General features: G+C 70.0%; 21 protein-coding genes and 5 tRNA genes. 10 read left to right on the top strand and 16 right to left on the bottom strand.

The window, feature by feature from the left end; genetic code table 11:
• Positions 1 to 40 precede the first annotated feature (40 nt).
• The 4 genes from J2X68_RS21345 to leuC all read right to left on the bottom strand — a co-directional run bounded on the left by J2X68_RS21345 (position 41) and on the right by leuC (position 3,388).
• On the bottom strand, positions 41 to 712 hold the full coding sequence (locus tag J2X68_RS21345) for an HU family DNA-binding protein (RefSeq protein WP_310434129.1): 672 nt from the start codon (positions 710 to 712) through the stop codon (positions 41 to 43).
• Between the two features lie 138 nt (positions 713 to 850).
• Positions 851 to 1,081, bottom strand: coding sequence for a hypothetical protein (locus J2X68_RS21340; RefSeq protein WP_028806672.1), 231 nt, complete (start codon positions 1,079 to 1,081; stop codon positions 851 to 853).
• Between the two features lie 276 nt (positions 1,082 to 1,357).
• The gene (gene leuD / locus J2X68_RS21335) at positions 1,358 to 1,951 is read right to left on the bottom strand and encodes a 3-isopropylmalate dehydratase small subunit (protein ID WP_310434128.1); all 594 of its coding nucleotides are present in this window, start codon (positions 1,949 to 1,951) and stop codon (positions 1,358 to 1,360) included.
• Positions 1,952 to 1,957: 6 nt separating this feature from the next.
• Positions 1,958 to 3,388 (bottom strand): 3-isopropylmalate dehydratase large subunit, encoded by a 1,431-nt coding sequence (leuC, locus tag J2X68_RS21330; RefSeq protein ID WP_310434127.1) that lies wholly within the window; start codon positions 3,386 to 3,388, stop codon positions 1,958 to 1,960.
• Positions 3,389 to 3,577: 189 nt separating this feature from the next.
• On the opposite strand from leuC, the gene ndgR reads away from it, so the two are divergent.
• Positions 3,578 to 4,294: an IclR family transcriptional regulator NdgR gene (gene ndgR / locus J2X68_RS21325; protein ID WP_007384919.1), complete on the top strand. Its 717-nt coding sequence runs from the start codon at positions 3,578 to 3,580 to the stop codon at positions 4,292 to 4,294.
• Positions 4,295 to 4,448: 154 nt separating this feature from the next.
• On the opposite strand, the gene J2X68_RS21320 is transcribed toward ndgR, so the two are convergent.
• A complete protein-coding gene (locus J2X68_RS21320; RefSeq protein WP_310434126.1) occupies positions 4,449 to 4,946 on the bottom strand; it encodes a DUF4188 domain-containing protein in 498 nt (165 codons plus the stop codon).
• A gap of 38 nt (positions 4,947 to 4,984) precedes the next feature.
• Between J2X68_RS21320 and J2X68_RS21315 the strand changes: the two genes are divergently transcribed.
• On the top strand, positions 4,985 to 5,629 hold the full coding sequence (locus J2X68_RS21315; protein ID WP_310434125.1) for a MerR family transcriptional regulator: 645 nt from the start codon (positions 4,985 to 4,987) through the stop codon (positions 5,627 to 5,629).
• A 51-nt stretch (positions 5,630 to 5,680) separates the two neighbouring features.
• Here the strand turns inward: J2X68_RS21315 and J2X68_RS21310 are convergent.
• From J2X68_RS21310 to J2X68_RS21270, 9 genes are all read right to left on the bottom strand, one after another.
• Positions 5,681 to 5,753, bottom strand: a tRNA-Glu gene (locus J2X68_RS21310).
• Positions 5,754 to 5,781: 28 nt separating this feature from the next.
• Positions 5,782 to 5,853 (bottom strand) — tRNA-Gln (locus J2X68_RS21305).
• A gap of 21 nt (positions 5,854 to 5,874) precedes the next feature.
• Positions 5,875 to 5,947, bottom strand: a tRNA-Glu gene (locus J2X68_RS21300).
• Positions 5,948 to 6,009: 62 nt separating this feature from the next.
• Positions 6,010 to 6,082 (bottom strand) — tRNA-Glu (locus J2X68_RS21295).
• 42 nt (positions 6,083 to 6,124) lie between these two features.
• A tRNA-Gln gene (locus tag J2X68_RS21290) sits at positions 6,125 to 6,196 on the bottom strand.
• Positions 6,197 to 6,289: 93 nt separating this feature from the next.
• Complete coding sequence (locus J2X68_RS21285) at positions 6,290 to 7,018, bottom strand: HAD family hydrolase (RefSeq protein WP_310434124.1); 729 nt, start codon at positions 7,016 to 7,018, stop codon at positions 6,290 to 6,292.
• Positions 7,019 to 7,116: 98 nt separating this feature from the next.
• On the bottom strand, positions 7,117 to 8,601 hold the full coding sequence (gene gltX, locus J2X68_RS21280) for a glutamate--tRNA ligase (protein WP_310434123.1): 1,485 nt from the start codon (positions 8,599 to 8,601) through the stop codon (positions 7,117 to 7,119).
• On the bottom strand, positions 8,594 to 9,379 hold the full coding sequence (locus J2X68_RS21275) for a fumarylacetoacetate hydrolase family protein (RefSeq protein ID WP_310434122.1): 786 nt from the start codon (positions 9,377 to 9,379) through the stop codon (positions 8,594 to 8,596). Before J2X68_RS21275 ends, gltX begins: the two co-directional genes overlap by 8 nt.
• A 147-nt stretch (positions 9,380 to 9,526) precedes the next feature.
• A complete protein-coding gene (locus J2X68_RS21270; protein WP_307167861.1) occupies positions 9,527 to 9,715 on the bottom strand; it encodes a hypothetical protein in 189 nt (62 codons plus the stop codon).
• Between the two features lie 603 nt (positions 9,716 to 10,318).
• On the opposite strand from J2X68_RS21270, the gene J2X68_RS21265 reads away from it, so the two are divergent.
• The 8 genes from J2X68_RS21265 (at position 10,319) to J2X68_RS21230 (ending at position 20,915) form a co-directional block, all read left to right on the top strand.
• Complete coding sequence (locus J2X68_RS21265) at positions 10,319 to 14,083, top strand: nitrate- and nitrite sensing domain-containing protein (RefSeq protein ID WP_310434121.1); 3,765 nt, start codon at positions 10,319 to 10,321, stop codon at positions 14,081 to 14,083.
• 9 nt (positions 14,084 to 14,092) lie between these two features.
• Entirely contained in the window at positions 14,093 to 14,506 is a 414-nt protein-coding gene (locus J2X68_RS21260) for a roadblock/LC7 domain-containing protein (RefSeq protein ID WP_020128762.1), read from the top strand.
• 112 nt (positions 14,507 to 14,618) lie between these two features.
• Positions 14,619 to 15,017, top strand: coding sequence for a DUF742 domain-containing protein (locus tag J2X68_RS21255; RefSeq protein WP_009190816.1), 399 nt, complete (start codon positions 14,619 to 14,621; stop codon positions 15,015 to 15,017).
• Positions 14,998 to 15,573, top strand: coding sequence for an ATP/GTP-binding protein (locus J2X68_RS21250; protein ID WP_054239771.1), 576 nt, complete (start codon positions 14,998 to 15,000; stop codon positions 15,571 to 15,573). The genes J2X68_RS21255 and J2X68_RS21250 overlap by 20 nt, the downstream gene beginning before the upstream one ends.
• Positions 15,574 to 15,949: 376 nt before the next feature.
• On the top strand, positions 15,950 to 19,246 hold the full coding sequence (locus J2X68_RS21245; protein ID WP_310434120.1) for a nitrate- and nitrite sensing domain-containing protein: 3,297 nt from the start codon (positions 15,950 to 15,952) through the stop codon (positions 19,244 to 19,246).
• Between the two features lie 10 nt (positions 19,247 to 19,256).
• The gene (locus tag J2X68_RS21240) at positions 19,257 to 19,670 is read left to right on the top strand and encodes a roadblock/LC7 domain-containing protein (RefSeq protein WP_037737006.1); all 414 of its coding nucleotides are present in this window, start codon (positions 19,257 to 19,259) and stop codon (positions 19,668 to 19,670) included.
• Between the two features lie 95 nt (positions 19,671 to 19,765).
• A complete protein-coding gene (locus tag J2X68_RS21235; RefSeq protein WP_028807404.1) occupies positions 19,766 to 20,353 on the top strand; it encodes a DUF742 domain-containing protein in 588 nt (195 codons plus the stop codon).
• Positions 20,334 to 20,915 (top strand): ATP/GTP-binding protein, encoded by a 582-nt coding sequence (locus tag J2X68_RS21230; protein ID WP_054239772.1) that lies wholly within the window; start codon positions 20,334 to 20,336, stop codon positions 20,913 to 20,915. Before J2X68_RS21235 ends, J2X68_RS21230 begins: the two co-directional genes overlap by 20 nt.
• Positions 20,916 to 21,115: 200 nt before the next feature.
• Here the strand turns inward: J2X68_RS21230 and J2X68_RS21225 are convergent, their stop codons facing one another.
• Positions 21,116 to 21,307, bottom strand: coding sequence for an acyl-CoA carboxylase epsilon subunit (locus tag J2X68_RS21225; protein ID WP_310434119.1), 192 nt, complete (start codon positions 21,305 to 21,307; stop codon positions 21,116 to 21,118).
• 67 nt (positions 21,308 to 21,374) lie between these two features.
• Positions 21,375 to 22,979 carry an acyl-CoA carboxylase subunit beta gene (locus tag J2X68_RS21220; RefSeq protein WP_310434118.1) on the bottom strand — a complete coding sequence of 535 codons (1,605 nt, stop codon included), beginning with the start codon at positions 22,977 to 22,979 and terminating at the stop codon, positions 21,375 to 21,377.
• Between the last annotated feature and the right edge of the window lie 148 nt (positions 22,980 to 23,127).

Here is a 23,127-nt window from a genome sequence, read left to right as displayed (position 1 = left end):
GAGAGGGAGTCCGGCCCGGCGCGTGAGTGCCCCTGCTGTCCTACGCCTTGCGGGCGGTGGTCTTCTTGGCGGTGGTCTTGCGCGCGGTCGACTTCTTGGCGGGGGCCTTGGTCGCCGTCGCCTTCTTCGCGGCCGGGGCCTTCTTGGCCGTCGTCTTCTTGGCCGTGGCGGACTTCGCGGGGGTGGTCTTCTTCGCCGCCGCGGTGGTCTTCTTGGTGGTGGCCTTCTTCGCCGTGGTCTTCTTGGCGGTGGCCGTGGTCTTCTTCGCGGCGGCCGTCGTCTTCTTGGCGGGGGCGGCCTTCTTCGCGGCGGCCGACGCCCGCTTCGCCGGGGCGGCCTTCTTCGCGGCGGCCTTCTTGACCGTGGCGGAAGCGCCGCCGGTCAGGCTGCCCTTGGGGGCCTTCTTCACGGCGACCTCGCCTCCGCGGGGGAGCTTCTTCGAGCCGCTCACCAGGTCCTTGAAGCCCTGTCCTGCGCGGAAGCGCGGCACGGACGTCTTCTTGACCCGAACCCGCTCGCCCGTCTGGGGGTTGCGAGCGTAGCGGGCAGGCCGGTCGACCTTCTCGAACGAACCGAAGCCGGTGACCGAGACCCGGTCTCCCGCGACCGTCGCGCGGACGATGGCGTCCAGGACCGCGTCGACCGCCTCGGCGGCCTGCTGGCGGCCGCCCACCTTGTCGGCAATCGCTTCTACGAGCTGCGCCTTGTTCACGTCTTCCCCTTCGGAGACATTAGCCGGAACGAAACTGTTCAAGCTTTTTCGCACGTTAGGCAGATATATACCGCAAATCAAACACGAAACGGGCTAATCACCCTTGTGCCGCAACGAAATCGGCCGCTCCGGAGACGATCAACGCTCCCCTTCGGGCATTCGCCCCTCGTCGAGGTCCGCCATGAACCGCTCCAGACGCCTTGTCGCATCGGCGAGATCGTGCTTGGCCGCGGCCGTAATGACCAGCAGCTTCCGGGTCAGCGCCATCCGTACGCCCTCCGGGACTTGCAGTGCGCGCACTCTTGTGTGCGCTTCCTTGAGCTGGTTCGCGACCGCCGTATAGAGCTCGAGTTGGCCGTCGTGTTCCATGCACAGATTGTGCCATCTGGGGCGAGTTGTCGCCCGCCCAGGGGGGCAACTGCCGCCTCCAACGGCCGCTGCGGCACTTCCGGCGCTCGCTTCCACGCACTGCGCGTACCCAGGCAACAACCCCTCTAACGTGGGAAGTTGGGAGCGCGGATCACGATTCACGGGGCCGAACGGGTGCAGACGCAGCCGTACCCCCGATCGGTCCGATCGGGGGTACGGCGGGGGTGTCGCGGTGGCCGAAACTCGACCTGCTCGGGGCCTCCTCGGGCCCCGGGGTCAGAGCTGCAGCGTCCTCGGCTTGTACGTCGGGCGCTTGGCCTCGTACGCGGCGATGTCGCCCTCGTTCTGGAGGGTGATGGAGATGTCGTCCAGCCCGTTCAGCAGCCGCCAACGGGCGTTCTCGTCGAGCTCGAAGGGCGCGGTGATGCCCTCGGCACGCACCTCACGCGCCTCGAGGTCCACCGTGATCTCGGCCTGCGGGTCCTTCTCGGTGAGCTCCCACAGCGCGTCCACGATCTTCTGCTCCAGAACCACCGTGAGCAGGCCGTTCTTCAGCGAGTTGCCCCGGAAGATGTCGGCGAAGCGGGACGAGATCACGGTCTTGAAGCCGAAGTTCTGGAGCGCCCAGACGGCGTGCTCACGGGAGGAGCCGGTGCCGAAGTCGGGTCCGGCGACCAGAACGCTGGCGCCCTGCCGCTCGGGACGGTTGAGGATGAAGTTCCCGTCCTTGCGCCAGGCCTCGAACAGCCCGTCCTCGAACCCGTCCCGCGTGACCTTCTTGAGCCAGTGAGCAGGGATGATCTGGTCGGTGTCGACGTTGGAGCGACGCAGCGGGACGGCCCGGCCGGTGTGCGAGATGAATGCTTCCATGACTGATCAGACTCCAGCGGGCGTACGGGTCTCGGCGTCGGACAGGTCGGCCGGGGAGGCCAGGTGGCCCAGGACGGCCGTGGCGGCCGCGACCTGGGGCGACACCAGGTGCGTCCGACCGCCCTTGCCCTGCCGGCCCTCGAAGTTGCGGTTGGAGGTGGACGCGGAGCGCTCGCCCGGGGCCAGCTGGTCGGGGTTCATGCCGAGGCACATCGAGCAGCCCGCGTGCCGCCATTCGGCGCCGGCTTCCTTGAAGACGACGTCCAGACCCTCGGAGACGGCCTGGAGACCGACCCGCACCGAGCCCGGGACGACCAGCATCCGTACGCCGTCGGCGACTTTGCGGCCCTCGACGATGGCGGCGGCGGCCCGCAGGTCCTCGATGCGGCCGTTGGTGCACGAACCTACGAAGACCGTGTCCACGTTGATGGAGCGCAGCGGCTGCCCGGCCTCCAACCCCATGTATTCCAGGGCCTTTTCGGCGGCGAGGCGCTCCGAAGCGTCTTCGTACGAAGCGGGGTCGGGGACGGTCGCCGAAAGCGGCGCGCCCTGACCGGGGTTGGTGCCCCAGGTGACGAACGGCGACAGCGCGGCGCCGTCGATGACGACCTCGGCGTCGAACTCGGCGTCCTCGTCCGTCTTCAGCGTCTTCCAGTACGCGACCGCCGCGTCCCAGTCCGCGCCCTCGGGGGCGTGGTCGCGGCCCTTGATGTAGTCGAAGGTGGTCTCGTCGGGGGCGATCATGCCCGCGCGGGCGCCGGCCTCGATCGACATGTTGCAGATGGTCATCCGGGCCTCCATCGAGAGCTTCTCGATGGCGGAGCCGCGGTACTCCAGGATGTAGCCCTGGCCGCCGCCGGTACCGATCTTCGCGATGATCGCCAGGATCAGGTCCTTGGCGGTCACGCCCTCGGCCAGCTCGCCCTCGACCGTGATCGCCATGGTCTTGGGACGGGCCAGCGGCAGCGTCTGGGTGGCCAGCACGTGCTCCACCTGGGAGGTGCCGATGCCGAACGCCAGCGCGCCGAACGCGCCGTGCGTGGAGGTGTGGGAGTCGCCGCAGACGACGGTGGTGCCGGGCTGGGTCAGACCCAGCTGCGGGCCGACGACGTGCACGACGCCCTGCTCGACGTCGCCGAGCGGGTGCAGCCGCACGCCGAAGTCGGCGCAGTTCTTGCGCAGCGTCTCCAGCTGGGCGCGCGAGACCGGGTCGGCGATCGGCTTGTCGATGTCGAGGGTCGGGGTGTTGTGGTCCTCGGTCGCGATGGTGAGGTCCAGCCGGCGCACCGGGCGGCCGTTCTGCCGCAGCCCGTCGAAGGCCTGCGGGCTGGTCACCTCGTGCAGGAGATGCAGATCGATGAAGAGGAGGTCGGGCTCGCCCTCGGCGCGCCGGACGACGTGGTCGTCCCAGACCTTCTCCGCGAGTGTCCTACCCATCGCTTTCCCTCCGGCCGGCAATGACGCACCGGCCCAACTAGAGATCTTGTGGAGGCGACGCCCGTTGCCCCTGTTCCCGGGCACCCGCCGCCAGGCCCGTTGGTCCGCGGGCCACCATGCGTCCAAGGGTTGCGCGTCTCACGGAAAAATGAACTTGCGTTTCACAGAGTGAGACGGGAGTATCGTTGCATGGACAACAGTAGCGGCGTCGGCGTTCTGGACAAGGCAGCCCTTGTCCTGAGCGCCCTGGAGTCCGGTCCGGCCACCCTCGCAGGCTTGGTCGCTGCCACCGGACTCGCACGACCCACGGCTCACCGGCTGGCCGTGGCTTTGGAACACCACCGTATGGTGGCGCGCGACATGCAGGGCCGATTCATCCTCGGCCCCCGCCTGGCCGAGCTGGCCGCGGCCGCCGGCGAGGACCGCCTGCTCGCGACCGCCGGCCCGGTGCTGACGCATCTGCGTGACATCACGGGCGAGAGCGCACAGCTCTACCGCCGCCAGGGCGACATGCGCATCTGCGTGGCCGCGGCGGAGCGCCTGTCCGGCCTTCGGGACACGGTCCCGGTCGGTTCCACGCTGACGATGAAGGCCGGTTCCTCGGCCCAGATCCTGATGGCCTGGGAGGAGCCCGAGCGGCTGCACCGCGGCCTGCAGGGCGCCCGCTTCACGGCGACGGCCCTGTCGGGTGTACGGCGGCGCGGCTGGGCCCAGTCCATCGGTGAGCGCGAGCCGGGCGTCGCGTCCGTGTCGGCTCCCGTGCGCGGCCCCTCCAACCGCGTGGTGGCCGCCGTCTCCGTCTCCGGCCCCATCGAGCGCCTGACCCGCCACCCCGGCCGCATGCACGCGCAGGCGGTCATCGACGCCGCGGCCCGCCTCTCGGAGGCCCTGCGCAGGACGGGCTGACGCCGATCGGGAAAGGGGCCGCCTCAACGCCGCGGCAGCCCTCGACCCGACGGCATCACCGACCGGCCGGGACACGCGACACCCGCGCGACGGCCGCGGCGCACCCAGCGCCCGCATCCACCGCCCGCACGCGCACGCGCGGGACGGCGGACCCCTACGGCGCGGACCGGTGGGCGAAACGGTCCCTCGCGTACCGACCCCGCTGCTCCAACGGCACCTGCCCGTGCGCGGCCGCCAGGCCGAACGCCGGCATGTCCCCGTAGATCGCCTCGTACGACCCCTCCGGCACGACGTACGTCTCGTGCCAGATCCCCACGTGCCCGCGCACCTTCCCGCCCCGCTCCATGCGGTTGATCTTCGCCCAGGCCTCGTGGTGGAACGCGTCGGGCGCGCTCGCGTAGGCGTACAACTTCTCCTTGGACTCCCAGTACTGGACGACGTAGTACGTCCGCGGCGAGGCCGTCAGGAGCACCCGGGAGAGCAGACCGCGCCCCGGATCCTTCTTCAGCTCCGCCAGCATGCGGAACATCGCCAGCATGACCGGCACCCACTGGTGCACGGCCCAGAAGTGGTTGACGCGCATCCCGATCAACAGGACGACCACGTCTCCCCGGGCGTCCGCGGTGGTACGGCCGGCTGAGGTGGAGGACATGCTTGGATAGTGCCGCTGACCAACGAAGGGCGCAAGGCATGCGGCTGGCCGAACTGAGCGAACGCAGCGGTGTGTCCACCGCGACGATCAAGTACTACCTGCGCGAGAGACTCGTACCGCCCGGCCGCCAGGTCAACGCCACGACCTCCGAGTACGACGAGGAGCATCTGCGCCGGCTGCGTCTGGTCCGGGCGATGATCCAGGTGGGCGGGCTGCCGGTGGCCACGGTCCGTGAGGTGTTGGGCCATGTCGACGACGACTCCCTGGGCCGCACGATCCGGCTCGGCGCGGCCCTGTGGGCGCTGCCGCAGGTCCCCGAGCCGGACGCGGAGGACGAGTACGTGCGCGCCGCCCACGGGGAGGCGGACGAACTGCTGCGCACCCTGGGGTGGTCGAACGCCCAGCTGCTGACGACCATCTCCCCCGCCTACCGCTCCCTGGTGGTGGCGGTGGCCGCGCTGCGCCGCCTCGGCTACGACTGGAACGCCGAACTCCTCGTCTCCTACGCCGAGTTGATGCACCGCGCGGCTGTGCTGGACCTGGACTTCGTGGAGACCCGGGAGTCGGAGCCTGAGCGGATCGAGGCGGCGGTGCTGGGTGCGATCCTCGTCGAGCCGATGATGCAGGCGCTGCACCGGCTGGCGCAGGAGGAGGAGTCGGCGCGGCGGTACGGCTTCGCCTGAGGCCGGACATGCGGAAAGCCCCCCGCCGAAGCGGGGGGCTTTCCGTTCACGTACCCCCGACCGGATTCGAACCGGCGCTACCGCCTTGAGAGGGCGGCGTGCTAGGCCGCTACACAACGGGGGCCTGGACACTGCGTTTCCGCAGGTCCGAGCTGGTCTACCTGGACTCGAACCAAGACTAACTGAACCAGAATCAGTCGTGCTGCCAATTACACCATAGACCAAAGTGGTTTAGACCAGTTCAGTACCCCCGACCGGATTCGAACCGGCGCTACCGCCTTGAGAGGGCGGCGTGCTAGGCCGCTACACAACGGGGGCCCTAGCGATCCTGCATCGAGGTGAGAGGGAGCTACCCGAGCTCTCCTCGCGGGAAGGATCTGTACCCCCGACCGGATTCGAACCGGCGCTACTGCCTTGAGAGGGCAGCGTGCTAGGCCGCTACACAACGGGGGCTTCGTGGAGTAGATCTCCACAGGCGCAGATAAGCTCTGCGAGCTGGCCTACCTGGACTCGAACCAAGACTAACTGAACCAGAATCAGTCGTGCTGCCAATTACACCATAGGCCACTGGAACGCAAGCCCCGTCGGGGTTCTTGTTCTAGCGTTGCTCCTCCGGTTTTCCGGCCTTTCGGCCCGCTCCCCGGCGGCGCAGGAAGAACATTACCCGAAGGTGGACCGGGCTCCAAAACGGGTATCGGGGCCGAGGATCGCGGGCAGTTCGGCGAGCGAGACGATCCGGTGGCGTCCGGACGGGAGCTCGACGGTGGCCGTGCCGTAGCGGTCGATCCACACGGAGAGCAGTCCGGCGTCGGCGGCGCCCCGTCCGTCGATCTCCGGATGGTCGCCCACGTAGGCCACCTGGTGCGGGGGCAGCGACAGGGCCTCGCAGGCCGCGAGGAAGGCGCCGGCCTCCGGCTTGGAGACGCCCAGTTCCGCCGCGCACAGGATGACCTCGAAACGGTCGTGGACGCCGAGGGTGCGCAGCTTGTGGTCCTGGACGTGGATGCTGGAGTTGGAGAGAACGGCGTGGCGGTGGCTGGCGGAGAGGTCGTCGAGCACGGGCAGGACGTCCGGGAAGAGCGACCAGGCCGCCTCGTAGTGCGCGTGGTACCGCAGGAGCCAGTCGTCGGCCTCCGCATCGGCCATCTCGCGGCCCAGGAACGCGCGCACCCGGTCCCGGCGCTGGTCCTCGAAGGTGATCCCGCCCGCCGAGAAGCGGGCCCAGTGTTCTTCGGTGACCTCCCGCCACCGCGCGAGCCCCGCCTCCGCGGTACCGAAGCGGTCGAGCAGCCCCTCGGCCGTCAGATAGGACCGCATGCCCTCGCGATCGGCGGTGGTGTAGTCGAAGAGGGTGTCGTCCACGTCCCAGACCACGGCGAGGATGCTCATGATCCAACGGTAACGCCGGGGCGGCCGCCCTGTCCGGGAGATGCCGAAGGGGCGGCGCCCCGGGTCACCGGGCGCCGCCCCTTCGGGCACACCTGCGGCTACGCGGCGAGCTTCGCCAGGGCCGCGTCGATGCGGGCCAGCGTCTTCTCCTTGCCCAGGATCTCCAGGGACTCGAAGAGCGGCAGGCCGACCGTGCGGCCGGTGACGGCGACGCGGACCGGGGCCTGGGCCTTGCCGAGCTTGAGGCCGTGCGCCTCGCCGGCGGCCAGGACGGCCTCCTTCAGGGACTCGGACGAGCTCCAGTCGGCCGCCGCCAGCTTCTCGCGGGCGGTGGCGAGCAGCGCGTCGCTGCCCTCCTTCATCGCCTTCGTCCAGCTCGCCTCGTCGGAGACGGGCTCGGGGAGGAAGAGGAAGTCGACGTTGTCGGTGATCTCCGACAGCACCTTCAGACGGGTCTGGGCGTGCGGGGCGATCGCCTCCCACCTGGCCTCGTCGAAGTCCTCCGGGGACCAGGGGGCGTAGGGGGCCTTCAGCCAGGGCGCGCAGCGCTCCGTGAAGTCCTTCACGTCCAGCAGGCGGATGTGGTCGGCGTTGATCGCCTCGCACTTCTTCAGGTCGAAGCGCGCCGGGTTGGGGTTGACGTCCGCGATGTCGAAGGCCGCGGTCATCTCGTCCATCGTGAAGATGTCCTGGTCGGCCGAGAGCGACCAGCCGAGCAGCGAGAGGTAGTTGAGCAGGCCCTCGGGGAGGAAGCCGCGCTCGCGGTAGAGGTTGAGCGAGGACTCCGGGTCGCGCTTGGAGAGCTTCTTGTTGCCCTCGCCCATCACGTACGGCAGGTGTCCGAAGTGCGGGGTCCCCTGGGCGATGCCCAGTTCGGTCAGCGCCTTGTAGAGGGCGATCTGGCGGGGGGTCGAGGAGAGCAGGTCCTCGCCGCGCAGGACGTGCGTGATCTCCATCAGCGCGTCGTCCACCGGGTTGACCAGCGTGTACAGCGGGGCGCCGTTCGCGCGGACGATGCCGAAGTCGGGCACGTTCTCCGGGGTGAACGTCAGCTCGCCGCGGACCAGGTCCGTGAAGGTGATCGTCTCGTCGGGCATCCGGAAGCGGACGATCGGGGTGCGGCCCTGGGCCCGGTACTCCGCGACCTGCTCCTCGGTGAGGTCACGGCAGTGACCGTCGTAGCCGGAGGGCCGGCCGGCGGCGCGGGCGGCGTCGCGGCGGGTGTCCAGCTCCTGCTGGGAGCAGTAGCAGTGGTAGGCGTGGCCGGCGTCGAGCAGCTTGCGGGCGACGTCCGCGTAGAGGTCCATGCGCTGCGACTGACGGTAGGGGGCGTGCGGGCCGCCGATCTCGGGGCCCTCGTCCCAGTCGAAGCCCAGCCAGCGCAGCGAGTCCAGGAGCTGGTCGTAGGACTCCTCGGAGTCACGGGCCGCGTCGGTGTCCTCGATGCGGAAGACCAGGGTGCCCTGGTGGTGCTTGGCGAACGCCCAGTTGAACAGGGCGGTGCGGACCAGGCCCACGTGCGGGTTACCGGTGGGCGAGGGACAGAAACGGACGCGTACGGGGGAGCCGGGTGCGCTAGCCACGCTTGACAACCTTGTTGGTGAGAGTGCCGATGCCTTCGATGGTGACGGCGACCTCGTCGCCGACGACCAGGGGGCCTACCCCCGCGGGGGTGCCCGTGAGGATCACGTCGCCGGGGAGCAGCGTCATGGCCTCGGTGATGTTGACGATCAGATCCTCGATCGAGTGGATCATCTCGCTGGTGCGGCCGAGCTGCCGCTGCTGCCCGTTGACCGTCAGCTGGACGGTGAGGTCGCCCGCGGTCTCGAGGTCCAGGCCGGTCTCCACCCAGGGGCCCAGCGGGCACGAGGTGTCGAAGCCCTTGGCCCGGGCCCACTGCTTCTCGCGCTTCTGGACGTCACGGGCGGTGACGTCGTTCGCGCAGGTGTAGCCGAAGATCACGTCCTTGACGCGCTCGCGGGGCACCTCGCGGCAGAGCCGGCCGATGACCACGGCGAGCTCGGCCTCGTGGTGGACCTCCGAGGAGAAGGCCGGGTACTGGATGGCGTCGCCGGGGCCGATCACCGAGGTGGACGGCTTGAAGAAGGCGAACGGGGCGTCCGGCACCTCGTTGCCCAGCTCGCGCGCGTGCTCGGCGTAGTTGCGGCCGAAGGCCACGACCTTGTTGGGCAGGACGGGCGGGAGGAGCCGGACCTTGCTCAGCGGCACCTTGGTGCCGGAGAGCTCGAAGTCCGTGAACGGGATGCCCTTGATGATGTCGAGGACGAGCTCGTCCGGCTTGTCGCCCTCGACCGCGCCGAAGGCGACGTTCCCGTCGATGGAGAACCTGGCGATGCGCACGGGTTGGTGGCCCCTTGACTGAGCTGGCTGGAGTGTGACGTCCCAGGCTAACGCGGAAGGGCGCCCCCGGCCGGGGACGCCCTTGACATCCGTCGGGTGGCCGCCTTGAGCATTCCGCGGCCGGTGCCCGTATCTCCGTGTGAAGATCTACTCCGCGACGGAGGCCGCGACCGGGGCCTCCATGAGGATGGTGCGCTTGGGGTTCGCAGTCTGGGCGGGAAGTTCGACGGAGTGTTCCTGCTGCTCCGGGAGCTGGAGGTCGTCGGCGTCCGTGAGGTGCGCCAGGGTCGTACGCCGGGGGTTGGCGATCTTGTGGAACATCGTCGTCGTCTTCACTGTTGTACGAGACCCTGTCGTGTCCGGGCGTCCGCCGGAGCCCTCGAGGGCCCCCGCACGGGCGCGGTTTGTCGGATGTGCCATCCCTGTAAAGCGTCAGGCTAAACACGCGATTCCCGGTGAAGACGTGAAGGTCGCATGATCAGCGTGTGAGTTTGCTCACGAATCAAGGGGCAAAGCGGTCATTTCGGACTGCCGTGTGACCTGTGAAAAACGGACATTGCGCACCTGAAGCGCTCATTCCGCTCCTGATCATGGCGACTGGGACACCCCCTGGACCCCGCCTCTTCGCGCCCTTATGTCCGCCTTATGTGGGATCGCTTTCCACATCCCGTAACTTGACCCTCACGTCGTGTCACGGATGTCACAGCCTGGCCAACGGGCCTTGTTGGAGATCCTGCACTGTGCTGGAATTCCTCGGACCGCCGCGGGATCGAGCCGGCGCACAGAGGGCGCCCAGCGCGCCCGGTGGCGGCGAGACAGGGGGAGCCAGCGCCGGTTACTCACGACCACCTGGGGGGCGTATTCAGGACGCCTCCCAACACGCCGACACCGTCCTTCCGTTCACGCGGAGGGGCGCCTGGTCCAGAGGTTGCGACGCTAGTGCAGGGACGTTTCAAGAGGGATGGCAGCGCTTCGGCCGAGCCGGAGCCGCACGGCGGGACTGGCCCGATGGCAGTCGGCTCCTCGCCCCAGCACGCCCAGAACCCGGGCCCCAATCCGTCCGGCGACGGCGGTGAGCGCTCCGGTCGCCCCGGCGCGTCCGCTTCGCCCGGTACTCCTCCCCCGGCTCCCCCGAAGCCGGCGGCCGGCCCCACCGGCCCCGGCCCGCGGGTGGCCCTGCGCAACTGGCGCATCTCCACGCGTCTGGTGGCGCTGCTGACCCTGCCCGTGGTCGCGGCCACCTCGCTGGGCGCGCTGCGCATCAACCAGTCGATGGACGACATCCAGCAGCTCGACAACATGAAGCTGCTGACGGACATGACCAAGCAGGCCACCGACCTCGCCGTCGCGCTGCAGGACGAGCGTGACCGCTCCGCCGGCCCGCTGGCGCACAACGGCAAGGCGACCGACCCCGGCATCAAGGGCTTCCGCGAGAAGACGGACCGCGCGCTGAGCGCCTTCCAGGACTCGTCTGAGGAGATCGACGGCGCCACCTCGGACGGCAACCTCGAGGGCGTCCGCGACAGCCTCGTCGGTCTGCTGGGCGACCTGGGCAGCCTCGCCAAGGTCCGTTCGACGGCCTACGCGGAGAAGGGCAACACCACCCAGACGGTGGAGGCCTACCACCGCCTCATCACCAGCCTGCTCGACCTCTCGCAGGACATGGCGCAGGCCACCAGCAACCCGGAGATGATCCAGCGCACGCGTGCGCTGGCCGCCTTCTCCGCCGCCAAGGAGTACGCCTCCGTCCAGCGCGCCGTGCTCGCGGCGGCGCTGCCGGTGGGCAACACCGTCTACGGCGACCTCACCGAGAACGACCGGCAGTACGCCGAGGCCGGACTCGAGAACGAGGAGTCCGAGCTCGCGAGTTTCCGCAGCATCTACGGCGACGGCGGCGCCGAGGAACTGCTGAAGCCGATCGAGCAGGGCAACCCGGTCATCGAGGACGCCGACACCTACGCGAAGCGGGCCCTCGGCTCCCCCAACGGTCTCGAATCGCTGGACAAGCAGTCGTACCAGGACTGGATCGACGCCAGCTCCACCAAGATCAAGCAGATGAACAACATCGAGCTCACTCTGCTCGAGGACATGGAGCAGAAGGCGCGTGAGCTGCGCGCCGACTCCGAGCGCGAGGCGATCATCTCCGGTGCGCTCATCCTGCTCGTGCTCGGTGTCTCGCTGGTCGGCGCGTTCGTCGTCGCCCGGTCCATGATCCGTTCGCTGCGCCGCCTCCAGGAGACCGCCACCAAGGTCGCCCAGGACCGGCTGCCCGAGCTGGTCAAGCAGCTGTCCGAGTCCGACCCGCAGGACGTCGACACGTCCGTGGAGTCGGTCGGTGTGCACTCCCGGGACGAGATCGGCCAGGTGGCCGCGGCCTTCGACGACGTGCACCGCGAGGCGGTCCGCCTCGCCGCCGAGCAGGCCCTGCTGCGGGGCAACGTCAACGCGATGTTCACCAACCTCTCGCGCCGCTCCCAGGGTCTGATCCAGCGCCAGCTGTCGCTCATCTCCGAACTGGAGTCCCGCGAGGCCGACCCGGACCAGCTGTCCTCGCTCTTCAAGCTCGACCACCTCGCGACCCGCATGCGCCGTAACGGTGAGAACCTCCTCGTCCTCGCGGGTGAGGAGCCCGGCCGCCGCTGGACCCGTCCGGTCCCGCTGGTCGACGTGCTCCGCGCCGCCGCGTCCGAGGTGGAGCAGTACGAGCGCATCGAACTGGCCTCCGTGCCGACCACCGAAGTGGCCGGCCGGGTCGTCAACGACCTCGTGCACCTCCTCGCCGAGCTGCTCGAGAACGCCACCTCGTTCTCCTCCCCGCAGACCAAGGTCAAGGTCACCGGTCACGCGCTGCCCGACGGCCGCGTCCTGATCGAGATCCACGACACCGGTATCGGCCTCTCCCCCGAGGACCTCGCCGCGATCAACGAGCGGCTCGCCTCGCCGCCCACCGTGGACGTGTCGGTCTCCCGGCGCATGGGTCTGTTCGTGGTCGGCCGGCTGTCCCAGCGGCACGGCATCCGCATCCAGCTGCGGCCCTCCGACTCCGGTGGCACGACCGCGCTGGTCATGCTGCCCGTGGACGTCGCCCAGGGCGGCAAGAAGCCGCAGCCCAAGCCCGGCCAGGGCAGCGTCGCGGGCGGCCCCGCCGCCGCGCAGGCCGCCGCGGGCGTCGCCGCCGCGCGTCGCCAGAACAGCTCGCAGAACGGTGCGCAGGGCGGCGCCCTCGGCTCCGGCCCCGGCGCCGGCGGCCGTCTCGCCGCCGGTCAGGGTCCCCGGGCCGCGCTGCCCGGCCGTGACGGCGGTGGCCGTCCCGGTGGTCAGCCGCCGCGCGGGCCGCAGCAGCCTCCGGCCTCCCCGCAGCAGGGCCGGCCGGCTCCGGCCGGCGCGGGTGCCGGCTTCGGCGGTCAGACGCCGGGTGCGCCGCAGGGTCTCCAGACGGCCGGCACGGCCTCCCAGGGCGTGGACATGTTCGGCGGACGTCCGACGCAGCCGCGCGCCGACAAGAGCGAGCAGGGCGGTCGCGGCCGGCAGCCGCAGCTGCCGCCGCGCGGCGGTCCGCGCGCCGAACTGCCGGGCGGCAACCCGCAGCCGCGGGTGACCAGCTGGGGCGACGAGAACGCCCAGCCGCCGGTCCCGCGCAGCCCGCTGGACGCCCCGCGCGGTCACGAGGAGCCGGACGTCGCCCAGACGTCGCGCCTGCCGCGCTTCGACGACCGGCAGGGCCCCGGCGCCACCGCCGAGATACCCGCGGTCCCGCGCAACGACGACCGCCAGAGCCCGGCGGGCCCCGCCGACTTCGGCCGCCCCGTCGCGAACGGTCTGCACAGCACGGGCCAGTTCCCGGCCATGGGCAACCAGGCGGGCCCGGGCGGACGGCAGGACACCGGCCAGTTCCAGCGTCCGGGCACGACCGGCCGCCAGGACCCGGGCCAGTTCCAGCGCCCCGGTACCAGCGCCCCGCAGGACGAGAACGGCTTCACCCGGTCCGACGTCTTCGGCACCACGGGCGGCCAGAACGGCTCTGCGGCCCCGAACCAGTTCGCCCCGCAGGCGTACGACAACGGCTCCACCGGCCAGTACGCCGCCCCCGGCTACGACGGCTCCTCGACCGGTCAGCACTCGCTGCCCGGCCGCCAGGACCCCTCGTCCACCGGCCAGTTCGCCGCTCCGCAGTCGGGTGGCTACGGCACCCCGGCGCAGCCGACCGGCCCGCAGCGCGCCGTCGGGCGTCCGGAGCCGGAGGCACTGCCGCCGGCCTCGGGTCCCGGTGACGGGCGCACCCCGCTCTACGACACGCTGGAGACCAACTGGTTCCACGGTCAGCAGGCGGCCGGTGCGGCCCAGGCTCCGCAGCAACAGCAGCACCAGGAGCCGCAGGCTCCGGCTGCCCCCCAGCGTCCCGCAGCCAATGCCTCCTGGCGCACCTCGCCGAACGACGAACTCGTCCGGCAGGCCGAGCGGGTCAGGCAGCCGGCCGCGGGCGGCGTCACCACATCCGGCCTGCCGCGCCGGGTGCCCAGGGCGAACCTCGTCCCGGGCACGGCTCAGCAGCAACAGCACCAGCCCGGTCCGCAGGTCTCGCGTGCGCCTGACGACGTACGCGGACGGCTGACCAATCTCCGTCGGGGCATCGCGCAGGGTCGTCAGGCCGGCAACGGTCAGACCGGCAGTTTCCCGAGCCCCACTCACCAGCAGGAGCGTTAGTTGAGTCAGATGAGCCAGGCGGCACAGAACCTGAACTGGTTGATCACCAACTTCGTGGACAACACCCCTGGGGTGTCCCACACCGTTGTCGTGTCCGCCGACGGGCTCCTGCTCGCGATGTCCGAGGGCTTCCCGCGCGACCGGGCCGACCAGTTGGCCGCCGTCGCGTCGGGGCTGACCTCGCTGACGGCCGGCGCCTCCCGGATCTTCGAAGGCGGCAGCGTCGCGCAGACCGTCGTCGAGATGGAACGAGGGTTCCTCTTCCTCATGTCCGTCTCGGACGGCTCGTCGCTCGCCGTTCTCGCACACCCCGAGTGCGACATCGGCCTCGTCGGCTACGAGATGACGCTGCTTGTCGACCGCGCGGGCGCGGTCCTCACGCCCGACCTGCGCGCCGAACTCCAGGGCAGTCTGCTCCACTGACCCGCCCCAGCACTACCCACCTCACGAAATCACCGTCCGGCCGACACAATCCCCCCACCGGCCTCGACGGACGGCACGACTGACCGCGAATGCTGTCCCGCCCGGAGGATCCATGACCCCGCCCACCGCCCATCATGATCCGTACGCGGAGCCGTACGGGGATGAGGGCGACCAGCCGCTGGTGCGTCCGTACGCGATGACCGGCGGTCGGACGCGGCCGCGCTATCAGCTCGCCATCGAGGCGCTGATCAGCACCACGGCCGACCCGGCAGCGCTCATGGGGCTGCTCCCGGAGCACCAGCGCATCTGCCATCTGTGCCGTGAGGTGAAGTCGGTCGCGGAGGTCTCGGCTCTCCTGGCCATGCCGCTGGGAGTGGCGCGGATCCTGGTCGCGGACCTCGCCGAGGCCGGACTGGTGGCCATCCACCAGCCGGGCGGCGACGAGAACAACGGCGGCGCTCCGGACGTGACGCTGCTCGAAAGGGTGCTCAGTGGACTTCGCAAGCTCTGACGGAGGGCGGGCCACCACCTCCGCGAAGATCGTGGTGGCGGGTGGCTTCGGCGTGGGGAAGACCACGTTCGTGGGCGCCGTCTCCGAGATCAACCCGCTGCGCACGGAGGCCGTCATGACGTCCGCGAGCGCGGGCATCGACGACCTCACCCACACCGGGGACAAGACCACCACCACGGTGGCCATGGACTTCGGCCGTATCACGCTCGACCAGGACCTGATCCTGTACCTGTTCGGTACGCCGGGCCAGGACCGGTTCTGGTTCATGTGGGACGACCTGGTGCGCGGCGCCATCGGCGCGATCGTGCTGGTGGACACCCGCCGTCTCGCCGACTGCTTCCCGGCGGTCGACTACTTCGAGAACAGCGGCCTGCCGTTCGTCGTCGCCCTCAACGGCTTCGACGGCTCGCAGCCCTACCAGCCGGAGGAGGTGCGCGAGGCGCTCCAGATCGGGCCGGACACCCCGATCATCACGACGGACGCCCGCCACCGCTCGGACGCCAAGAGTGCGCTGATCACGCTGGTTGAGCACGCGCTCATGGCACGACTGCGGTAACTTTCAAACACCCCATGCCGTACGGCAGTTGTCGTAGACGCTCTGGAGCCGACTGTGGCCTTTGACACGGTCGGCTCCGGCGTTCATAACGTTTCGGCAGTGGAATCCACAGGCACCGCCACGCGTCGCGGTCGCTCGGTGTCGCTGTGCGCACAAAAGCCCCGCCTTTTGGCGGGGCTCGTTCTGTTTGACCGTTTTATCTGGGGCTTACATCACATCGAACCAGCGCTTTCCCATGTTTGGAAGAGCGTTGGTCGTCGTGCTGGAATGCCTGAACTGCCCAATAGTCAATGACGTACTCATGGTCGATGGCTGACCGGGCTCTGAGACACTGCGGCACGACGAAGGTGCCGACCGCCGAGAGGTTGTTGGTCGAGTGAGGCGAAGCAAGCAAAGTCCCGAGCCGGCGGCCCGGGGCAACTTCACCCCGCCGCCGCGCGGAGCGGCGCCCGCCCCCGTGCCCGGTTCGGAGCCGGCGTCCGCACCCGCGAAGAGCGGCGGCCGTCTCTCCCCCCGGAACTGGCGGGTGCCCACCCGGCTGAACGCGATCCTGCTCATACCCGTGGTGGTCGGCCTGGTCATGGGCGGCTTCCAGGTGAAGAACTCGATCGACACCTGGCAGGAGGCCCGCGACGCCGAGAAGACGGCGAAGATCGTGGCCGCCGCCGGCGAGTACGCCGAGGCCCTGCTCAACGAGCGGGACATCAGCGCGCAGCCGCTGCTCCAGTCCAAGAAGGACGACTCGAACGTCAAGGCGGCCCGCGCCACCACCGACGCCAAGGCCACCGCCTTCCACGACGAGGTCGTCGGGATGCCGGACAAGGAAGGCCTCAAGCGTCGTCTGAAGCTGGTCGAGGAGGCCGAGCCGACGCTGGCGAAGATCCGCGCGGCCGCCTACACCAAGGCCCTGGACCCGGTGAAGACCGAAGAGGGCTACGTCGCGGTCGAGCACCTGCTGATGGAGTTCTCCAACGAACTCGGCCTCGGCACCGGCAACATCACCGCCTACGGCCGCACCGTCTACGCGGTCGCCCTGGCCAAGGGCGCCGAGTCCCTCCAGCGCGCCATCGGCATGCACCTGCTGGTCCGGCCCAGCCCCGACGAGACGGTCTACCGGCAGCAGCTCACCGCCTTCACCTCGTACGCCTACCTCGAGGGCATCGCCCAGCAGGAGTACGTCTCCGGTGGCACCACCGAGGACGCCGCGCGGCTCACCGAGGTCATGAAGGAGAAGGCCGAGGAGGGCGCCAAGCAGGTCGCCGAGGCCAAGGACAAGGCCGACGCCGCGGGTGAGGACTTCACCGCGCCGCCGACCATGGACAAGATGATCCAGGCGATCAGCAGCGGGCGCTCCCCGTCCCAGCTCGCCGAGCAGGGCATCACCGCCGACGCGTGGATGACCGCCGCGACGCTGAAGTTCGAGGGCTACAGCCAGGTCGAGAGCGAGCTCATCGACCGCGCGGTCACCGACGCCGGTGAGATCGCGTCCGACGCCCAGCGCGACGCCATCGTCAACGGCGCCATCGTCATCATCGCCCTGCTCGCCGCGTTCATCGTCGCCAGTCTCATGGCCCGCCAGATGAGCCAGGCCATGCGCCAGCTGCGCAACGCCGCCTTCGGCATCGCCGAGCAGCGCCTGCCGATGCTGGTCGACCAGCTCTCGCGCACCGACCCGGGCCGGGTGGACACCCGCGTCCAGCCGATCCCCATCAACACCAGGGACGAGATCGGCGAAGTCGCCCGCGCCTTCGACCAGGTCCACCGCGAGGCCGTCCGGCTCGCCGCCGAGCAGGCTCTGCTCCGGGGCAACATCAACGCGATCTTCACCAACCTGTCGCGCCGCAACCAGTCCCTGATCGAGGGCCAGCTGACCCTGATCACCGACCTGGAGAACAACGAGGCCGACCCGGACCAGCTGGAGAACCTCTTCCGCCTGGACCACCTCGCCACCCGTATGCGCCGCAACGGCGAGAACCTCCTGGTCCTCGCCGGCGAGGAGCCCGGCCGCCGCTGGGACCAGCCGGTCCCGCTGGTCGACGTGCTGCGCGCCGCTTCCTCCGAGGTGGAGCAGTACGAGCGCATCGAGCTGTCCGGCGTACCCGAGGCCGAGATCCACGGCCGTGCCGTGACCGACCTCGTGCACCTGCTCGCCGAGCTCCTGGAGAACGCCACGACGTTCTCCTCGCCGCAGACCAAGGTCCGGGTGACCGCCACCCGTCTCCCCGACGGCCGCGTCATGATCGAGATCCACGACAAGGGCATCGGCCTCACCGCCGAGGACTTCGCGGATATCAACCACAAGCTGGCCAACCCGCCGACCGTGGACGCCGCGATCTCGCAGCGCATGGGCCTGTTCGTGGTCGGCCGGCTGTCCGACCGGCACGGCATCCGCGTCCAGCTGCGCCCCTCGGGCGAGCAGGCCGGCACCACCTCGCTGGTCATGCTGCCCGACGCCATCACCCACGGTGGCGGTGGCGAGCAGCAGCCGCGCGACGAGTTCACGGTCTCGCAGATCATCCCGGAGCAGAACTACGGCGGCGCCGGCGAGGACTTCAACAACGGTCTGCCGATGCGCACCGCCGCGGAGCTCGGCTTCGACGACAGCCAGTACGAGGTTCCCGACGACATCCGCGACCTGGACCCGGTGGGCCGCTCGCTGATGCGCGAGGAGCGCCGTGCGGCCCTGGAGAACCAGCCGGGCCAGCCGACCGGGCAGCAGGGCGCCGAGGGCTTCGACGCGTCCCGTCAGCAGCAGTCGTACGACGCCGGGCAGAACGGCTACGACCCCGCTCAGCAGGGCGCCGGGGCCGGCTACGACAACGGTGCGAACGGGTACGCCGACCAGCAGGCGGGGTTCGACCAGCAGACGCCGTACGAGGAGCAGCAGCGTCCGGCGTACGACGACCAGTACTTCGCGCCGAACGGCGGCATGCCGCAGGGCGAGTCCTTCTCCGGCAACGGCGGCCTCCCGCAGAACGACGGATTCGCGTCGAACGGCGGCTACCCCGACCCCGCGTATGCGGAGTCCGGCCAGGAGGAGCGGCCGGCGGCCCCCGCCGCCGCGTCCGAGGGCTTCCAGCCGTACCAGGAGCAGCAGTCCTACCAGGACGACTGGCCCCAGCAGAACGGCCACACCAACGGATACCAGAACGGCTACCCGGACCAGTACGCTCCGGAAGCGGAATCCGCGCAGGCCGCTGACGCGGGTGAGCAGAACCGCGTAGGCTTCGAACGTCCGGGACCGTCCTCCTCCGCCTCCCACGCGCTGACCGACGCCGGTCTCCCCCGCCGAGGCTCCGCCGCGAGCGGTGCGAACGGCTCCCGGCCCGCGAAGCAGGAGCCGGCCTCCTCCCCCGCGGAGAGCAACGGCGGCGGCGACATCTGGCGCTCGGCCAACGACGAGCGCTGGCAGCAGGCCTCCGCTCTGAAGAAGCCCAAGGCGGGCGGGGTCACCTCCTCCGGCCTGCCGCGGCGGGTGCCCAAGGCCAATCTGATCGAGGGCGCCGCCGAGAGCACCCCCCAGGGAGGCCCGCAGGTCTCCCGCGCCCCGGAGGACGTCCGAGGCAGGTTGAGCAACCTGCGTCGGGGCGTCCAGCGCGGACGCAACGCAGGAAGCAGTGAAACGAACGGCCAGGGCCTCGGTCCTGACAGCACCTACAACCAGGAGCGTTAGTGTGAGCCCGATGAGCCAGGCGGCACAGAACCTGAACTGGGTGATCACCAACTTCGTGGACAACACCCCGGGGGTGTCCCACACCGTGGTGGTCTCCGCCGACGGACTCCTTCTGGCGATGTCCGAAGGCTTCCCCCGCGACCGGGCCGACCAGCTCGCGGCCGTCGCCTCCGGTCTGACGTCCCTGACGGCAGGCGCCTCCCGGATCTTCGAGGGAGGCAGCGTGAACCAGACGGTTGTGGAGATGGAGCGGGGATTCCTCTTCCTCATGTCCATCTCCGACGGTTCCTCCCTCGCGGTTCTCGCGCATCCCGAGGCGGACATCGGCCTCATTGGGTACGAGATGGCCCTTCTGGTGGACCGCGCGGGTTCCGTCCTGACCCCTGACCTTCGTGCGGAGCTCCAAGGGAGCCTTCTCAACTAACAAACGAACGGTGCGATTTGGCGTCCCGAGGCCGTAGGGTTTCGGGACGCGGCTTCCACGTGATGGGTGCCAGGCACATCGGAGGAGGAGAGAGAGTGGCAACACCCCCAGGCGGATCGAATTCGGGCAACTGGTCGTACGGCCCTGCCCAGGGCCAGGGCGACGGTTCCCAGAACCCGAACCGTTACAACTTCCCCTCCGCGCCCAGCCAGCAGCGGCCGTACACCCCGCAGGGCCCGCAGGGTCCCGGGCCGTCACCGTACGACCAGCCGTCGGCCCCGCGCATCCAGCCCGTACAGCCGCATCGCCGCACCCCGGAGCCGGCGCCCGCGGGGGCGTCGAACAACCCGCTGGTGCGTCCGTACGCCATGACAGGCGGCCGGACCCGCCCGCGTTACCAGCTCGCCATCGAGGCGCTGGTGCACACCACTGCGCAGCCGCACCAGATGCAGGGCCAGCTGCCCGAGCATCAGCGGATCTGCAACCTCTGCCGAGAGATCAAGTCGGTCGCCGAGATCTCGGCGCTGCTGACCATCCCTCTCGGCGTGGCCAGGATCCTCGTCGCCGACTTGGCGGAGGCGGGACTGGTCGCCATCCATCAGCCCGGCGGCGACGAGAGCGCCGGCGGCCAGCCAGACGTGACACTGCTCGAAAGGGTGCTCAGTGGACTTCGCAAGCTCTAGCGGGGGTCCGTCCCGCTCCACCACTTCCGCGAAGATCGTGGTGGCGGGCGGCTTCGGCGTGGGCAAGACCACGTTCGTCGGGGCTGTCTCGGAGATCAACCCGCTGCGCACCGAGGCCGTCATGACGTCCGCGTCGGCGGGGATCGACGACCTCACCCACACCGGGGACAAGACGACCACCACGGTCGCCATGGACTTCGGCCGTATCACCCTGGACCAGGACCTGATCCTGTACCTGTTCGGTACGCCGGGCCAGGACCGGTTCTGGTTCATGTGGGACGACCTGGTGCGCGGCGCCATCGGCGCGATCGTGCTGGTGGACACCCGCCGTCTCGCCGACTGCTTCCCGGCGGTCGACTACTTCGAGAACAGCGGACTGCCGTTCGTCGTCGCCCTCAACGGCTTCGACGGCTCGCAGCCCTACCAGCCGGACGAGGTCCGCGAGGCCCTGCAGATCGGTCCCGACACCCCCATCATCACGACGGACGCCCGCCACCGCGCGGACGCCAAGAGCGCGCTGATCACGCTCGTGGAGCACGCGTTGATGGCCCGCCTCCGGTAGCACCTGCCGCAGCCGGCCGAAAGGCCCCCTCCGCCGGAGGGGGCCTTCGCCGTTCCCGGGGACCGCCGGGCCGGCCCGGGAACGGCGTGCACGGGGTGGCCGGGCGGTGGCCCGGTGACGGAACGGCGGCACGAGGGCGGCACGGCAACGAGGAAGGGCCCCTCTCCGGTGGGAGAGGGGCCCTTCCTCGCGTCTACGGGTCAGTGCCAGCTGTGCGGGGCGCGGAAGCCGCCCTCGCGCTCCAGGCGGCGCCAGCCGGCCTTGGGGCGGCCTCGGTGGGTCTCGACGGGGGACGGCTGGGCGGCCGCACGGGCCAGGAGGACCGCCGCGATGGCGGCGACTTCCTCGGGCTCGGCGTGGCCCTTCTCGACGCGGATGTCGGGTGCGTTCATGGGTGCAAGTCTCCGTGGATGAGGTTTCCGCAGGGGATCCGGTGGGTTACCCGTCGGATCTGCCGGGTTACTGCGGGGGGTTGCCGTGCTTGCGCGAGGGCAGGTCCGCGTGCTTCGACTGGAGCATGGCCAGCGACTTGATGAGGACCTCGCGGGTCTCGGCGGGGTCGATGACGTCGTCGACCAGGCCGCGTTCCGCCGCATAGTACGGGTGCATCAGCTCGGACTTGTACTCCTTGACCATGCGGGCCCGCATGGCCTCGGGGTCCTCGGCCTCGGCGATCTGGCGCCGGAAGATGACGTTGGCGGCACCTTCGGCGCCCATCACGGCGATCTCGTTCGTCGGCCAGGCGTAGGTGAGGTCGGCGCCGATGGACTGGCTGTCCATGACGATGTAGGCACCTCCGTAGGCCTTGCGCAGGATCAGGGAGATCCGCGGCACGGTGGCGTTGCAGTAGGCGTAGAGCAGCTTCGCTCCGTGCCGGATGATCCCGCCGTGCTCCTGGTCGACGCCCGGGAGGAATCCGGGAACGTCCAGGAACGTGACGATCGGGATATTGAAAGCGTCACACATCTGGACAAAGCGTGCAGCTTTTTCCGACGCCTCGATGTCCAGGACACCGGCGAGGGCCTGCGGCTGGTTGGCCACGATGCCGACGACCTGGCCGTCGAGCCGGGCCAGCGCGCAGATGATGTTGCGGGCCCAGCGCTCGTGGATCTCCACGTACTCGCCGTCGTCGACGATCTCCTCGATGACCTTGGTCATGTCGTACGGACGGTTGCCGTCCGCCGGGACCAGGTCGAGCAGGACGTCGCCGCGGCGGTCGGCCGGGTCGGTGCACTCGTGGCGCGGGGGGTTCTCGCGGTTGTTCTGCGGGAGCAGCGAGAGGAGGTAGCGCACCTCCGCGATGCAGGTCTCCTCGTCGTCGTACGCGAAATGGCAGACGCCGGAGGTCTCGGCGTGCACGTCAGCGCCGCCGAGGCCGTTCTGGCTGATCTCCTCGCCGGTGACGGCCTTGACCACGTCCGGCCCGGTGATGAACATCTGCGAGGTCTCGCGGACCATGAAGACGAAGTCGGTGAGGGCGGGGCTGTAGGCCGCGCCGCCCGCGCAGGGGCCCAGCATGACCGAGATCTGCGGGATCACCCCGCTCGCCCGGGTGTTGCGCTGGAAGATGCCGCCGTAGCCGGCGAGGGCGGAGACGCCCTCCTGGATACGGGCGCCGGCGCCGTCGTTGAGCGAGACCAGCGGGGCGCCGGCCGCGATGGCCATGTCCATGATCTTGTGGATCTTGGTGGCGTGGGCCTCGCCCAGCGCGCCGCCGAAGATGCGGAAGTCGTGGGCGTAGACGAAGACCGTGCGGCCCTCCACCGTGCCCCAGCCGGTGATCACACCGTCGGTGAACGGCTTCTTGGCCTCCAGGCCGAACCCGGTCGCCCGGTGCCGGCGCAGCTGCTCGACCTCCTGGAAGGACCCCGGGTCGAGGAGCAGCTCGATCCGCTCCCGGGCGGTCAGCTTGCCCTTGGCGTGCTGCGCCTGGGTCGCCTTCTCGCTCGGGCCGGCCAGCGCCTGGGCACGGATCTCGTGCAGCTCGGCCACGCGGCCGCGCGCATCCGTGGGCTCCGAAGGCTCTGCGGTCTGCTCGCCCGTCGTCTCTTCCAAAACGGTCATGTAGTGACCTTACGAAGCCCACCAAGGAAAGAGGGACGTCGACTCCGTACAGTCTCCGGCGCGTTTTCCTGGTACCCCTGAACAGAACCGGGCCGCCATGCAGCCGTTCCGACTGCTCAGAGGGGCCGGGGCTTGTAGGGGTCGCACA

This window comes from Streptomyces sp. 3330, assembly GCF_031456635.1.
Lineage (GTDB): Bacteria > Actinomycetota > Actinomycetes > Streptomycetales > Streptomycetaceae > Streptomyces.
This window is presented reverse-complemented; position numbering and strand designations above follow the sequence as displayed.